Below are 14,561 nucleotides of genomic sequence, written 5' to 3'. Positions count from 1 at the left end.
TTTAGATTGAGAGGATAAGAAAATGGAGTATTTATATACGAAGATCAGCATTATGACAAATATAAAAATTTTTGAATGGGATTGTGAAACGGATGAAATCAGTTGTTATGGGGTATTAGCAGAGCAAAGCAATCCACTGATATTATCAGAAGAACTTCGCGAACTTCTGAAAAATCGAATCATGAACCAGAAAACACCGGTGATTTATCAGGATGAGAATAAAGTGATTTTTTGTGGGATGAGAGAAAAAATGACGAAGATGCTTCTGCTGGGACCAATCTGTATTGAGGATATGTCTTATGTAGAGATACACCGATACTGTAAAGCTTATCAGATAGAAAATGAACAGTGTCCGCCCAAACTAAAACTGCAGAATCTGTTAGCTTTATTGGAGCTTTTATCTTATATAAAAATTGAGGAGAAATACGAAGATGAAGAAATTTTGGATGCGAATGGTCTGATCGAGAAACAGGAGATTGGACTTGAAGCGGATGTAAGAATAGATACAGAGGATATATATCATCATACTTATCAGGAAGAAGTAAAAACGATGGATTATATTCGTGAGGGAAATCTGGAGGAGGTAGTAGGGGCAGTAGAATTATTGGCAAGTACTGCGGGAAAGCTCTCGGAAAATGAAATCCGAAACGAAAGAAATCTGGGGATATGTTCGATTACGTTGGCAACAAGAGCAGCAATCGAAGGTGGGGCAGCTCCTGCCAAAGCGTATAAGCTCAGTGATCTTTATATCAATAAGATAGACCAGTGCAAAAGAATGACAGAAATTTTTGAATATAGGAAAAGGAGTTTGTATGATTTTGCAAAACTGGTCGTAGAAGAAAGAGAAAAAAGAGCAAACTCAAGGTATACGGAGCAGTGTAAGGAATATATACGAAAATATTATCATCAGAAAATTTGTATACCGGATATTGCGGAGGCGCTGGGAGTCAGTGAAAGCCATTTATCCAGGATATTTAAAAAAGAAACGGGAGAGAGTATTCAGAAATATAGTATGCACATGCGGATTGAAAGAGCAGAAAACTTGCTCAAATATTCCGAAGCATCTCTAACAGAGATCAGCGAGTATCTGTGTTTTTCCTCTCAGAGCCACTTTGGAAAGGTATTTAAGGTGTATAAAAATATGACGCCGAAGCAGTACAGGGACTATTATAAAAGTCCGGAATTTGTTTCAAGAGAAGAAATTTAATAAAAATGATGGAAATATAATAAATAAAGCAGAAATATGATATAGAAAAAAGAGGAAAGCAGATATGATAGCATCATCAAATGAACCGGCCGGTCATACAGGAAAGAACAGTGGAAAGGACTGAAATGTAGTGATGATGAAAGAAACAGGAACAAACAGTAAAAAATTTATCTGGCGTCAGAGGATTGGGTTTGGTATTTCAGACTATGCCTGTAATCTGGCGTATTTAATGGTAAACACATATCTGCTTATTTTTTATACCGATGTGGCAGGAATACCGGCGACAAGTGCTGCGTTTATGTTTTTGATCACAAAGTTTATTGATGCATTTACAGATTATATGGTTGGGGCGCTGGTTGATCGGACCAACACTAAAATGGGACGAAACCGACCTTGGATGCTGGCAGGGGCTCCGGTACTTGCGGTTGGAATGGTACTGGTATTTACGACACCTGATTTTTCAACAGGTGGAAAACTGGCATGGGCGTATATTACATATATTATTTTTTCTTTTGGATATACGCTGGTAAATATTCCGATGGGGTCCATTTTGCCGACTTTGAGTGCAGATGCCACGGAACGTACTAAAATTGCCACTACAAGAACAATTTTCTCGAATCTTGGATCTTTGACATCTGCATCTATGGCATTGTGGCTGATTGAAAAACTGGGACATGGAAATCAGGCGCTGGGATATAGAAATACAAATATTGTGTTTGGAATCATGGTGTTTTTGATCATGCTGATCTGTGTGGCAAGTATTCGTGAAATCAATTTGCCGCCAAGAACAAATCAAAAAACAAGTATTATCAAAGATATTGGATACCTGATAAAAAACAAACCATATATGTTAATGATTACCTATACGTTCTTTTTATTTTTGGGATATCTTGGCATGTTTGCAGCGATTGCATATTACTTCAAGTATATTGTGAGAAATGAGATGATGACTTCTGTGGCAGTGACGATCACAACGATTGTTCCGATTTTTTCAATGTTGATTGCAGCACGTCTCAATGCAAAATACAGTAAAAGAAATATTTCAATTGTGGGAACTTTGATTCAGATTTTGGGGTCTTTGATCATCTGGATAGGCGGCAGCAATGTGGCGATTGTATTCCTGGGAGTGGGACTGATGGGATTCGGAATGGGATTTCGTTCCAACATGTATTTTTCTATGCTGGCAGATGTGGCAGATTATGGAGAATGGCAGAGCGGAAGGAATCTTGCAGGAACACAGATGGCAGTCAATGGATTTTCCAATAAAGTTTCCAGTGCATGTGCGAGTGCGATTGTAGCAGGTTTGCTTGCATGGGGAGCTTATGACGGAACGGTGGCAGTGCAGTCATCAAAAGCGAATATGGCAATTTTATTTGCATTTGTTATTCTTCCGATTATTGCAAATATCGTAAGTATTGTTGTGATGTATTTCTATGATCTGGATAAACAGTACGACCAGATGGAACGTGAATTGAAAGAGCGGAGAAAAAAACTGGCAGAACAAACTGCAGAATAAAGGATAGAAAATCTGTTTTGAAAGCGGAAAAGATAAGGAGGAGAAGAGTATGTGGAAGTATGCATATCAAGTACCGGAAAATAAAAAAATAAGAGTGATTGTTCATACGGATTGTAAAAATGAGGCGGATGATCAGTTTGCGCTTGCACACCATCTGATGACTCCCAAGTTTGATGTGCGGGGAATCGTAGCGGGACATTTTTGTAAAAATCCCCAGGAATACGGAGAGGAGAATACTGCAAAAGCAAGCTATGATGAAGTAATCAGGATGATGGAGCTGATGGGGATAGAAGGAGAATATCCGGTAGCTCTGGGCGCTTCAAAGGGAATGGAAGACGAGCAGACTCCGGTAGAATCAGAGGGCGCCAGATTTATTATCGAAGAAGCTTTGAAAGTGGATGAAAGACCATTGTATATTGCTTGTCAGGGAGCTGTTACGGATGTGGCATCTGCTTTGCTGATCTGTCCGGAAATTGCAGAAAGGATTACGATTATCTGGATCGGAGGAGCCGCCTATCCGAATGGAGGATTTGAATTTAATCTGATGATGGATATTCATGCGGCAAATGTAATTTTTGCTTCAAAAGCGGAACTATGGCAAATTCCAATGGATGTATATAAACAGTTTGGTGTTTCACTGGCAGAATTGCAGTTGAAAGTGCATCCATGTGGAAAAGTAGGCAAATATTTGTTTGAGCAGTTAGAAGAATTTAATCATAAGGCGGCAGTTTACAATATGGCATGGCCTCATGGAGAAGTATGGGGGCTGGGAGATCAGGCGACTGTGGCAGTTCTTATGGAGGAACTGGAAAAAGTAAGCTATGAGATGATACCGGCACCGAGAGTGGCTGATGACATGACCTATATTCACGGGCAGGATTATCGAAAGATCAGGCTTTATAAAACAGCGGAAGTCAGATTGACGTTAGAAGACTTTTTTGCAAAACTGGCGATCAATTTTGGATAGTAAGGGTGAGGGTAAGATGAAGAAATATCTGGTGATTGATGCAGGCGGTACAGCTGTAAAATATGCGCTTATGAATGAAAGTGCCAAGATATTGGAAAGAGGCAAATTTCCGACGCCGGGATATGTGGATCATACGCTGGAAGACTTTTTGCAGAGACTGGATGTTGTTGTAGAAAAGTATCAGAAACAAATAGAAGGAATTGCTGTCAGTATGCCGGGAATGTTGGACAGCCGGAAAGGCTACTGTGTGACCGGAGGAATGTTGGCATATTTTAGTGAAGTTCCGGTCGTGCAATTACTGGAACAAAGATATAAACTTCCGGTGACGATTGAAAATGACGGAAAGTGTGCGGCACTTGCAGAAAAATGGAAAGGTAGTCTGAAGGACTGCAGAAACGGAGCGGTTGTAGTGCTGGGTACTGGTGTGGGCGGTGGGATAATCATAGACCACAAATTGTACAGGGGAGGGCATTTTACAGCCGGTGAATACAGTTATATATTGACAGATCAGAAACGATCAGAGGAAGCGAAAGGATACTGGGGCATGGCAAACGGCGCAGAGACCCTTGCCCAAAAAGCAGCTTTTTATACAGGAGAAGATCCGGAAAAATTGGATGGGATTCAGATCTTTGATCGTGCAAACAAGGGAGAAGAAGCGGTATTGAAAGCACTGAAAGAATTTACAGATACGCTGGCAGTTCAAATTTATAATTTAAATGTGATACTGGATTTGGATGTGGTGGCAATTGGCGGAGGAATCAGTAAACAGCCGCTGCTGCTGGAATATTTGAACAGAAGCATGAATGAATTAATGGAACATCATCCGATTCGTAAAATTACACCGTATGTTCCGAAACCTGAGATAACAAACTGTAAGTTTTACAATGATGCAAATTTAATTGGAGCCTTGTATCATTATGGTGTATTAAAAGAAGGGAGAGTGGAAGAATAATGTTTCCGAAAAATTTTTTGTGGGGAGGCGCAACAGCAGCCAATCAATGTGAGGGTGCATATCTGGAAGATGGAAAAGGGCTAGATATCCAGGATGTGACACCAAAAGGAATTGTGGGACCAAGAACAGAGGTTCCGACAGAAGATAACATGAAGCTGGTGGCAATAGATTTTTACCACCGATATAAAGAAGACATTAAATTGTTTGCAGAGATGGGGTTTAAGGTTTTTCGGCTGTCAATTGCCTGGAGCCGCATTTTTCCAATGGGAGATGAAGAGCAGCTAAATGAAAAAGGGATTGCGTTTTATGATGCGGTATTTGACGAATGCCACAAATATGGAATAGAGCCGTTGGTTACGATTTCTCACTATGAGACACCATTGCATTTATCGAAAGAATATGATGGATGGGTAAACCGGAAAATGATCGGTTTCTATGAAAAATATGTCAGAACGATTTTTGGCAGATATAAAGAGAAAGTGAAATACTGGCTGACATTTAATGAAATTAATTCGGTTTTGCATGAACCGTTTTTGAGCGGCGGGATTTATACGGAAAAAGAAAAGTTATCGCGCCAGGATCTGTATCAGGCAGTTCATCATGAACTGGTGGCAAGTGCACTGGCAACTAAAATTGCTCATGAGATGATGCCGGAGGCAAAGATTGGATGTATGGTACTTAATATTCCGATTTATCCTTTGACACCGCATCCGGATGACATGATAGAAGTGATGGAAAGACGGCATATGAATGATTTTTTCCTGGATGTACATGTAAGAGGTCGGTATCCGGGCTATATGAAGCGCTATTTTAAAGAACATAAGATTCAGGTGCAGTTTGCCCCGGAAGATGAGGAAATTTTGAAGCATACCGTAGATTTTATTTCATTCAGTTACTATATGAGTATCTGTGCTTCTGCAGATCCGGATCAGGGAGAAGCAGGACGGGGAAATCTGATGGGTGGTGTTATGAATCCATATCTGGAAGCTTCAGAATGGGGATGGCAGATCGATCCAAAAGGTCTTCGATATGCACTCAATGAGATGTATGACCGTTATCAGAAGCCTCTTTTTATCGTGGAAAACGGTCTTGGTGCGGTTGATGAACTGGTAGAAGGAAAAGATGGAAAACTGACAGTGGAGGATGATTACCGGATTGCCTATTTGAAAGAACATCTGTTACAGGTTGAAGAAGCAATAGAGGACGGAGTTGAAATCATGGGATATACATCATGGGGATGTATTGATCTGGTAAGTGCTTCTACAGCAGAGTTGAGAAAGCGGTACGGATATATTTATGTTGACCGCAATGATGATGGAACAGGAACTTTGAACCGGTATAAGAAAAAATCGTTCTACTGGTACCAGAAAGTGATTGAGAGCAATGGAGAAATTCTTCATCAGGAATTAAAATAAATAGATTGCATCCCGGGCGGCCGCATGATAAGATAGTTCTGTAAGTTATAGAAAACAGAACTTTATCATGCAGCCGCCTGTGCTGTATCATACTCGGTTATAACCCAGACGTTCAAGGAGTTCTTCCAGGTCTGTTCAAGAGAGTTTCCCCTGTGATGGATAAAAAGAGGATATTCTATGGTTTTATCATCTCTGTTTTCTGTAGAAAAACAGTAACGAAAGGAGGGGGACGGAGTAGGATGGAAAAAATTACTTGACAATTCAAGGAGCATATAATAGTATAATAAACAGAAGCGAACAACTGTTCGGGTAAAAAGGAGAAGATTCGGTATGGCAAGTGATGAAAAGAAAAAAGCGCTGGATGCGGCGATTGCAAAGTTAGAGAAGGATTTTGGAAAAGGTACTGTGATGAAGCTGGGAGAGGGCAGTCATGTTGCTGTAGAGACGGTTCCTACAGGGTGTCTGAGTCTCGATCTGGCACTGGGACTTGGCGGTGTTCCAAAGGGACGTGTGATTGAGGTTTATGGTCCGGAGTCCAGTGGTAAGACGACAGTGACACTCCACATGATCGCAGAAGTACAAAAGAGAGGCGGGATTGCAGGATTTATTGATGCAGAGCATGCGCTGGATCCTGTTTATGCGAAGAAGATCGGAGTAGATATTGATGAATTATATATTTCACAGCCCGACAGCGGAGATCAGGCTCTGGAGATTGCTGAGACGATGGTGCGCTCCGGAGCAGTGGATATTATTGTGATTGACTCTGTTGCGGCCCTGGTGCCAAAGCAGGAGATTGAAGGAGATATGGGAGACAGCCATGTCGGCCTGCAGGCGAGACTGATGTCGCAGGCACTGCGTAAGCTGACACCGGTCATCAGCAAATCCAACTGTGTGGTTATCTTTATCAACCAGCTCCGTGAAAAGGTAGGCGTAATGTTTGGAAATCCAGAGACAACGACAGGTGGACGCGCATTGAAGTTCTACGCTTCTGTCCGTATGGATGTCCGCAGGATCGAGACGCTGAAGCAGAGCGGAGAGATGGTCGGCAACAGAACCCGCATCAAGATCGTGAAGAATAAGATTGCGCCTCCGTTTAAAGAGGCAGAGTTCGATATCATGTTTGGAAAAGGAATCTCCAAAGAAGGAGATGTTCTGGATCTGGCAGTTGGTATTGATCTTGTCAAGAAGAGTGGTGCGTGGTATGCATATGAAGGAGAGAAGATCGGACAGGGACGTGAAAATGCAAAAGCATATCTGACCAGTCATCCGGAGGTGATGGAGGAGCTGGACAGAAAAGTACGCCAGCACTATCATTTGATCGAAGGAGAGGAAGAGGTAAAAGAGAGTGATCTGAAGCTGACTCCAAAAGAAGAACAGATGGAACTGTCGATCGAGGGAGAAGAATAAAAAATGGTCGTCACGAAAGTAGAGATGCTGACCAAGATCAAATATAAAGTGTATTTAGATGAGGAGTTCGCCTTTGTGTTATACAAGGGCGAACTGTCGCATTACCGGATTGTTGAGGGGACTCTTTTGGAGGAGGATACTGTACAGGAGATTCTGCAGAAGGTGATCTGTAAAAGAGCAAAGCTTCGTGCCATGCATCTTCTGGAGGATATGGACCGCAGCGAATCGGCACTGCGGGAGAAGCTGCGTCAGGGATTGTACCCGCCGGAAGCAGTGGAGGCAGCGATTTCTTATGTGAAGTCTTTCGGATATCTGGATGACGCGCGGTATGCGGAAAATTTTGTACAGAGCAGAAAGGCATCCAAGAGCAGACGAGAGATTTTATATCAGCTCTGCCAGAAAGGTGTATCAAGGGAAATTGCGCAGCAGGTCGTAGAAGAGTGCTTTGACGGACAGGATGAGACTGAGGCAATCCTTAAGATTATCGAGAAAAAGCGTGTGGATCTAAGGACGGCTACACCGGAGCAGATGCAAAAATTATACGGTCATCTGGCACGAAAAGGATTCCGATATGAAGACATCCGTCAAGTGATACAAAATTATGATGAGAATGCTTGACAGGGTTGGTAAAACAGTATAAAATTTAAGTGTTGTATTTATGTATGCAGATACATAAACATGTACAATGAAAATTAAATAAGGAGGTGCTCCTGTGCCGGTAATTTTATGTGTAATTATTGCGGCGGCCCTCGCGTTGATAGTCGGTGTCGTAACTCGCTATCTGACCATTACCAATCTGAAGAACAATGCGGAATCCAAGATTGGAAATGCGGAAGCGAAAGCAAGAGAAATCATTGACGATGCCGTGAAAACTGCTGAAACGACAAAAAAGGAAGCTCTTTTGGAAGTGAAGGAAGAGTCCATCCGGACGAAGAATGATCTTGAAAAAGAGACGAAAGAAAGAAGGTCGGAACTGCAGCGCTATGAAAAGCGTGTGCTGGCAAAAGAAGAAGCAGTAGACAAACGTTCCGAAGCTATTGAGCAGCGTGAAGCAAAATTTACAGCAAAAGAGGAACATTTAAGACAGCGTGAAGCCAAAGTGGAAGAACTCAGTCAGAAACGAGTGCAGGAACTGGAAAGAATCTCAGGTCTTACCTCCGAGCAGGCAAAAGAATATCTGTTGAAAACTGTTGAAGAAGATGTGAAACATGAAACAGCAAAGATGGTCAGGGAGCTGGAGTCTCAGGCAAAAGAGAACGCAGACAAGAAAGCAAAAGAGTATGTTGTCAATGCGATTCAGAGATGTGCAGCTGACCATGTAGCGGAGACTACGATTTCAGTCGTGCAGCTTCCAAGTGATGAGATGAAAGGAAGGATCATCGGACGAGAGGGACGAAACATCAGAACTCTTGAGACTCTGACAGGTGTAGAGCTTATCATTGATGATACACCGGAGGCAGTTGTGTTATCCGGATTTGATCCGATCCGAAGAGAAGTTGCCCGTATTGCTCTTGAACGCTTGATCGTGGATGGACGTATCCATCCGGCAAGAATTGAAGAGATGGTGGAAAAAGCACAGAAAGAAGTAGATTCTATGATTCGCGAAGAAGGAGAGGCAGCAGCCATCGAGGTTGGTGTACCGGGTATCCATCCGGAATTGCTGCGTCTGCTTGGACGTATGAAATTCAGAACAAGCTACGGACAGAATGCGCTGAAGCATTCCATCGAGGTTGCTCAGTTGTCAGGACTTCTGGCAGGAGAGATCGGGCTGGATGTGCGTATGGCGAAAAGAGCCGGACTTCTGCACGACATCGGTAAATCGATCGATCACGATGTGGAAGGATCTCACATTCAGATTGGTGTGGATCTTTGCAGAAAGTACAAAGAATCAGCGACTGTGATCAATGCAGTCGAAGCACATCATGGCGATGTAGAGCCTCAGACTTTGATCGCCTGTGTTGTACAGGCTGCAGATACGATCTCAGCAGCAAGACCAGGTGCAAGAAGAGAGACATTAGAGACATATACAAACAGATTGAAACAATTAGAAGAGATTGCAAACCAGTTCAAAGGTGTTGACAAATCTTTTGCTATTCAGGCAGGTAGAGAGATTCGAGTAATGGTAGTTCCAGATCAGGTAACTGATGATGATATGGTACTTATGGCCAGAGAGATTGCTAATCAGATTGAATTTGAATTAGAGTATCCTGGTCAGATCAAGGTAAATGTGATCCGCGAATCACGCGTCACGGATTACGCAAAATAGAAAACTGAATATGAAATGAAAAGCGGAATTTCTGAAACATCGTAAGATGGGAAAGGAAGTTCCGCTTTTTCGTGGATGAAAGGAAGAATTGTGTAATGAGCGAAAAGATCAAACGTCTGAAGAGAGAATTAAAGTATAAGGGAGCAATCGTAGATTTTTATCAGGATACGATGGAGATAGACGGCACTCATACGGCCACATGGGATTTTATCAGTCATAAAGGGGCTGCAGCGGTTGTTCCTGTAACAGAAGATGGAAAAATTCTGATGGTGCGCCAATATCGAAATGCACTGGAACGTTATACACTGGAGGTTCCGGCAGGCGCGCTGGATGCGGCAGATGAGCCGGGAATTGTATGTGCAGGCAGAGAGCTGGAGGAAGAGACTGGATTTCGCAGTGAGAATCTGGAATGGCTGATCACATTGCGGACAACAGTGGCTTTTTGCAATGAACGAATTGAGGTTTTTGTAGCAAGAGATCTGATTCCCTCCAGACAGCATCTGGATGAAGATGAGTTTATAGATTTAAAGGCATACACACTGGAGGAGTTAAAAGAAAAGATTTTTTCCGGTGAGATAGAAGATTCCAAGACCATTGCCGCTCTTCTGGCATATGAGACGAAGTATCGAAAAACTGAATAAATAAAAAGTCCCGGCATATAATGAAATATCGAAAGGAAAAGGAGAAAAACCATTGAAGATGTTTCATGTAAAGAGGCAGCTACTGGCTCTTTTTATGCCGGGATTTTTATTGGGAATTTTATATGTCAATCTGGAAGCGGAGCAGTTTGCAGCGGGGGCAGGGATTTTCAGCGAATATTTTTTGAAACAATACCGGGCGGCAGATATTCTGACGGGAGAGTATATCTGGTATTTGCTGCAGGTCCGTCTTTTGCCGTTTTTAGTGCTGCTGGGATCTGCTTTTACAAAATTCAGAAAAGCGGCAGTTATTCTGTTCTTGATTTGGACGGGCTTTTCTGCCGGACTTCTGTTTTCTATGGCAGTTCTCGGGATGGGAGTAAAAGGGAGCATCCTGTGCATTGCAGGAATGCTCCCCCAGTTTTTATGTTATATTCCAGCGTATCTGATCGTGGTGTGGTATGCGTACTGCTACCCGCGTATGCAGTGGAATATACAGAAAAGTCTGGTTTCCGGAGGTCTTCTTTTAGTTGGTATCGTGTTAGAACTGTATGTAAATCCGGTTTTGGTCGGCGCATTTTTGAAAACCCTTTAAGCAGAGATGAGATGTTTTAAGACAACACTGCAGCAGATGCTGACTGCAAGCTGGCTGATCAATAAGCCCCATAAATATCCCTGGATACCGAAAACGGGAATTGCGAAAAACACACTTCCGATGCGGATGGCAAGCCCGACCATGTTGATCGTAAAAGAGGTTGTTGTTTTGCCAAATCCGTTCAGGACACTCAGCAGAGAACCATTTACATACAGAAAAGGACAGATCCACGCCAGTGTGATGATAAAATTGCCGGCCAGATCACTGGCAAACAAAAATTGACCGATCAACTGTCCGAAGAACAGGAAAAACAGACAGCAGAACAATCCCATGAGAAAACAGGAGCCAAGTACTTTTTGCAGCAGTTTTCTGATGCCGGATGCCTGGTCTTTGACCTGAAGCTCGGCAACTGTCGGCATCAGCATGATAGAAACAGAATTGGTGATGGCGGACGGGAATAGAATACAGGGAAGTGCCATTCCAGTCAGAACGCCATAGGTACTCAATGCTTCGGAAGTGCTGTGATTATAAAGTTTCAGACAGCCGGGGATCGAAACAGCTTCAATTCCCTGGAGCAGGCCAAGCAGTACCCGGTTGGCAGTAAGCGGCAGGGACAAGGGGACAAGTTCCCGGAAGCGGAGTCTTATAGAAGAGAAAGAAAATCCCGGGCGGAAAATATCAGATCGGCTCTTTTGAAGTCCTCTGACAGAATAAAAGGTAGAAAACAGTTCTCCGAATGCAATTCCCGCAGCTGCGATGGAAATGTCCGCATGAAGTCCGTTTCGTATCGCGAAGCGGTACAGGCAGAAAACAGATAAGATCCTGGCAGTCTGCTCGATCAACTGTGAAACGGCAGGTATCTGTGTCTGTTTTAAACCATAGCAGTACCCCATGATACAACCATGAATAGAAGAAAGCGGCAAAGCGTAAGATAAGAGAATCAGGATCTCTTCACAACGTGGATCGCCGAGCAGCGCAGTCGAGAGATCGGCTGCGTTTTTTTGCAGGATGATCATCGTGATCACAGAGAGCAGGCATGAAATAAAAAGTCCGAGACAAAGTGTCTCAGAGGCTTCCCTGGGTTGATGGAGGGATTGTTTTCTGGCTACGGTTCTGGAAATGGCGGTCTCTAATCCTGCGGATGTAAATGAGATGCAGAGAGCAAATACCGGAAAAGTAAGCTGGTATAGGCCGACATTTTCTTCTCCGAATGTGTGGCTTAAAAAGATACGGTAAAAAAATCCCATGAACCGACACAGAAATCCCACGGCAGTCAGGATCAGGGTTCCTTGTAAAATTGTTTTTCTGGCAGACATAAATTCACCTGGAAAGAAGTGTTTTTAATAACATATTCGGTATTTTGCCTTGACAGAACAAAACGGCAATGGTATTCTACAAGAGGAAATCCTAGTAAAACAATAGGGATTGGAAAATAAGCGAATCAGCAAGAAGGTGAGAGCGTGAAATTATCTACAAAAGGAAGATACGGACTGCGCGCACTGATTGATCTTGCACAGCACGGCGGGGAAGGACCTGTATCGATCACAAGTATTGCGGAAAGACAGGAAATTTCGGAGCGGTATCTGGAGCAGCTGATGTCAAAATTAAAAAAGGCAGGTATCATCCAGAGCATCCGCGGAGCACAGGGGGGATATGTCCTTGCAAAGGAACTGGAAGAAGTTTCGGTGGGGGAGGTACTCCGTGCGCTGGAAGGAGATCTCAATCCGGTAGAATGTTCCGGGTTTCTCTTAGAGGGCGGCTGCCAGGCAGCAGATAACTGTGTGACAAAGTATGTGTGGCAGCGAATCAATGACAGTATCAATCAGACCGTAGATGAGATGAATTTAAAAGCACTCGTAGAAGTGGGCGAGAATCTCAAGGAGAGCAAGGCCGACCAGACGTGTGTTTCCAATAGAGACTGCAGAAAATAAACAAAAGGAGAAAGAACATGAGCAGACTGATTTATTTAGACAATGCGGCAACAACGAAAACTGCACCGGAAGTAGTAGATGCAATGATTCCGTACTTTACAGAGCACTATGGCAATCCATCCAGTGTGTATAGTTTTGCTTCCGGAAATAAGGAAGTGGTGAGCAGACAAAGAGAGATTATTGCGCAGGCACTTGGCGCACAGGCTAACGAAATCTATTTTACGGCAGGGGGGTCCGAGTCTGACAACTGGGCACTGAAAGCGACTGCCGAAGCGTATGAGAAGAAAGGAAAACATATCATCACGACAAAAATCGAGCACCATGCAATCCTGCATACATGTGAGTATCTGGAAAAACAGCGTGGATTTGAGATCACATATCTAGATGTGGACGAGAACGGTGTCGTAAAGCTTGATGAACTGAAAAAAGCAATTCGTCCGGATACGATCCTTATTTCTGTGATGTTTGCAAATAATGAGATCGGAACGATCCAGCCGATCCGAGAAATTGGAGAGATTGCACAGGAACACAAGATTTTGTTCCATACAGATGCAGTACAGGCATTTGGCCAGATACCGATTGATGTGGATGCCTGTCATATTGATATGCTCAGCGCAAGCGGACATAAGCTCAACGGACCGAAAGGAATCGGATTTTTATATATCCGCAAAGGAGTCAAGATCCGATCCTTTGTACACGGAGGTGCACAGGAGAGAAAGCGCCGTGCCGGAACAGAAAACGTGCCTGGTATTGTTGGAATGGGGGCAGCTGTGGAGCGTGCGATGCGGACAATGGAAACAAGAACCGCAAAAGAGCGAAAACTCAGAGATTACCTGATCGAGCGGATTGAGACAGAAATTCCATACTGCCGCTTAAACGGAGACCGCACGAACCGGCTTCCGAATAATGTAAACTTCAGTTTCCGGTTTATCGAGGGAGAATCTCTTTTGATCATGCTGGATATGAAGGGAATCTGTGCATCCAGTGGTTCTGCCTGCACATCAGGGTCTCTGGATCCGTCGCATGTATTGCTGGCGATCGGACTGCCGCACGAAATCGCACATGGTTCTCTGCGCATGACACTGGGAGAAGAGACGACCAGAGAAGATCTGGATTATACCGTAGATACACTCAAAGAGATCGTGGCAAACTTAAGAAGTATGTCACCATTATATGAAGACTTTATCAAAAAACAGAATGCATAATAAAAAGGAGTATTGATATGTATACAGAAAAAGTAATGGATCACTTCCAAAATCCAAGAAACGTAGGAGAAATTGAGAATGCAAGCGGTGTGGGAACCGTTGGAAATGCCAAATGTGGGGATATTATGAGAATTTATCTGGACATCGATGAGAATCAGATCATTCGGGATGTAAAATTTAAAACATTTGGATGTGGAGCTGCGGTTGCTACAAGCAGTATGGCAACAGAACTGGTCAAAGGAAAAAGTATTTATGAGGCGCTGCAGGTGACGAACAAGGCGGTTATGGAGGCTCTGGACGGACTTCCGCCGGTAAAGGTACACTGTTCTCTTCTTGCAGAAGAGGCAATTCATGCGGCGCTCTGGGATTACGCGGAGAAGCATCATATTAAGATCGAGGGGCTGGAAAAGCCGAAATCTGATATCCACGAAGGCGAGGAAGAGGAAGAAGAGGAATACTAAA

14 protein-coding genes are annotated in these 14,561 nt (G+C 43.3%); 13 read left to right on the top strand and 1 reads right to left on the bottom strand.

Annotation, left to right across the window (positions count from 1 at the left end; all coding sequences use genetic code 11):
* The first annotated feature begins 22 nt into the window (after positions 1 to 22).
* The 10 genes from FXV78_RS17195 to FXV78_RS17150 all read left to right on the top strand — a co-directional run bounded on the left by FXV78_RS17195 (position 23) and on the right by FXV78_RS17150 (position 10,963).
* A complete protein-coding gene (locus tag FXV78_RS17195) occupies positions 23 to 1,207 on the top strand; it encodes an AraC family transcriptional regulator (protein WP_004842685.1) in 1,185 nt (394 codons plus the stop codon).
* A 133-nt stretch (positions 1,208 to 1,340) separates the two neighbouring features.
* The gene (locus tag FXV78_RS17190; RefSeq protein ID WP_004842686.1) at positions 1,341 to 2,723 is read left to right on the top strand and encodes an MFS transporter; all 1,383 of its coding nucleotides are present in this window, start codon (positions 1,341 to 1,343) and stop codon (positions 2,721 to 2,723) included.
* Positions 2,724 to 2,772: 49 nt separating this feature from the next.
* Positions 2,773 to 3,690, top strand: a complete 918-nt coding sequence (locus FXV78_RS17185; protein ID WP_004842688.1) for a nucleoside hydrolase — start codon at positions 2,773 to 2,775, stop codon at positions 3,688 to 3,690.
* A 16-nt stretch (positions 3,691 to 3,706) separates the two neighbouring features.
* Entirely contained in the window at positions 3,707 to 4,642 is a 936-nt protein-coding gene (locus FXV78_RS17180) for an ROK family protein (protein ID WP_009244359.1), read from the top strand.
* Positions 4,642 to 6,057, top strand: a complete 1,416-nt coding sequence (locus tag FXV78_RS17175; protein WP_004842691.1) for a glycoside hydrolase family 1 protein — start codon at positions 4,642 to 4,644, stop codon at positions 6,055 to 6,057. The genes FXV78_RS17180 and FXV78_RS17175 overlap by 1 nt, the downstream gene beginning before the upstream one ends.
* Positions 6,058 to 6,387: 330 nt before the next feature.
* Entirely contained in the window at positions 6,388 to 7,464 is a 1,077-nt protein-coding gene (recA, locus tag FXV78_RS17170; RefSeq protein ID WP_004842695.1) for a recombinase RecA, read from the top strand.
* A 3-nt stretch (positions 7,465 to 7,467) separates the two neighbouring features.
* Positions 7,468 to 8,082 (top strand): regulatory protein RecX, encoded by a 615-nt coding sequence (locus FXV78_RS17165; RefSeq protein WP_004842697.1) that lies wholly within the window; start codon positions 7,468 to 7,470, stop codon positions 8,080 to 8,082.
* Positions 8,083 to 8,197: 115 nt separating this feature from the next.
* Positions 8,198 to 9,730 (top strand): ribonuclease Y, encoded by a 1,533-nt coding sequence (rny, locus tag FXV78_RS17160; protein ID WP_373120411.1) that lies wholly within the window; start codon positions 8,198 to 8,200, stop codon positions 9,728 to 9,730.
* Between the two features lie 95 nt (positions 9,731 to 9,825).
* Positions 9,826 to 10,371 (top strand): NUDIX hydrolase, encoded by a 546-nt coding sequence (locus tag FXV78_RS17155; protein WP_004842701.1) that lies wholly within the window; start codon positions 9,826 to 9,828, stop codon positions 10,369 to 10,371.
* A gap of 58 nt (positions 10,372 to 10,429) precedes the next feature.
* A complete protein-coding gene (locus FXV78_RS17150) occupies positions 10,430 to 10,963 on the top strand; it encodes a hypothetical protein (RefSeq protein ID WP_004842702.1) in 534 nt (177 codons plus the stop codon).
* On the opposite strand, the gene FXV78_RS17145 is transcribed toward FXV78_RS17150, so the two are convergent.
* Positions 10,960 to 12,279: an oligosaccharide flippase family protein gene (locus tag FXV78_RS17145; protein WP_004842704.1), complete on the bottom strand. Its 1,320-nt coding sequence runs from the start codon at positions 12,277 to 12,279 to the stop codon at positions 10,960 to 10,962. The genes FXV78_RS17150 and FXV78_RS17145 overlap by 4 nt on opposite strands.
* Before the next feature lie 144 nt (positions 12,280 to 12,423).
* Between FXV78_RS17145 and FXV78_RS17140 the strand changes: the two genes are divergently transcribed.
* Genes FXV78_RS17140 through nifU form a run of 3 tightly spaced genes read left to right on the top strand, consistent with a single transcriptional unit; the run spans position 12,424 to position 14,560 of the window.
* Positions 12,424 to 12,894, top strand: a complete 471-nt coding sequence (locus FXV78_RS17140; RefSeq protein WP_004842705.1) for an RrF2 family transcriptional regulator — start codon at positions 12,424 to 12,426, stop codon at positions 12,892 to 12,894.
* Between the two features lie 17 nt (positions 12,895 to 12,911).
* Entirely contained in the window at positions 12,912 to 14,099 is a 1,188-nt protein-coding gene (nifS, locus tag FXV78_RS17135; protein ID WP_004842707.1) for a cysteine desulfurase NifS, read from the top strand.
* 17 nt (positions 14,100 to 14,116) lie between these two features.
* Positions 14,117 to 14,560 (top strand): Fe-S cluster assembly scaffold protein NifU, encoded by a 444-nt coding sequence (gene nifU / locus FXV78_RS17130; RefSeq protein ID WP_004842708.1) that lies wholly within the window; start codon positions 14,117 to 14,119, stop codon positions 14,558 to 14,560.
* The last annotated feature ends 1 nt before the right edge of the window (position 14,561 follow it).

Source organism: Mediterraneibacter gnavus ATCC 29149 (assembly GCF_008121495.1).
Classification (GTDB): Bacteria; Bacillota; Clostridia; order Lachnospirales; family Lachnospiraceae; genus Mediterraneibacter; species Mediterraneibacter gnavus.
Note: the sequence above shows the minus strand (reverse complement) of the source record. Positions and strands in the feature narration are given on the sequence as shown.

Coding starts and splice junctions, on each gene's coding strand:
- FXV78_RS17195 (WP_004842685.1), top strand. CDS start 23: ATGGAGTATTTATATACGAAGATCAGCATTATGACAAATATAAAAATT.
- FXV78_RS17190 (WP_004842686.1), top strand. CDS start 1,341: ATGATGAAAGAAACAGGAACAAACAGTAAAAAATTTATCTGGCGTCAG.
- FXV78_RS17185 (WP_004842688.1), top strand. CDS start 2,773: ATGTGGAAGTATGCATATCAAGTACCGGAAAATAAAAAAATAAGAGTG.
- FXV78_RS17180 (WP_009244359.1), top strand. CDS start 3,707: ATGAAGAAATATCTGGTGATTGATGCAGGCGGTACAGCTGTAAAATAT.
- FXV78_RS17175 (WP_004842691.1), top strand. CDS start 4,642: ATGTTTCCGAAAAATTTTTTGTGGGGAGGCGCAACAGCAGCCAATCAA.
- recA (WP_004842695.1), top strand. CDS start 6,388: ATGGCAAGTGATGAAAAGAAAAAAGCGCTGGATGCGGCGATTGCAAAG.
- FXV78_RS17165 (WP_004842697.1), top strand. CDS start 7,468: ATGGTCGTCACGAAAGTAGAGATGCTGACCAAGATCAAATATAAAGTG.
- FXV78_RS17155 (WP_004842701.1), top strand. CDS start 9,826: ATGAGCGAAAAGATCAAACGTCTGAAGAGAGAATTAAAGTATAAGGGA.
- FXV78_RS17150 (WP_004842702.1), top strand. CDS start 10,430: ATGTTTCATGTAAAGAGGCAGCTACTGGCTCTTTTTATGCCGGGATTT.
- FXV78_RS17145 (WP_004842704.1), bottom strand. CDS start 12,279: ATGTCTGCCAGAAAAACAATTTTACAAGGAACCCTGATCCTGACTGCC.
- nifS (WP_004842707.1), top strand. CDS start 12,912: ATGAGCAGACTGATTTATTTAGACAATGCGGCAACAACGAAAACTGCA.
- nifU (WP_004842708.1), top strand. CDS start 14,117: ATGTATACAGAAAAAGTAATGGATCACTTCCAAAATCCAAGAAACGTA.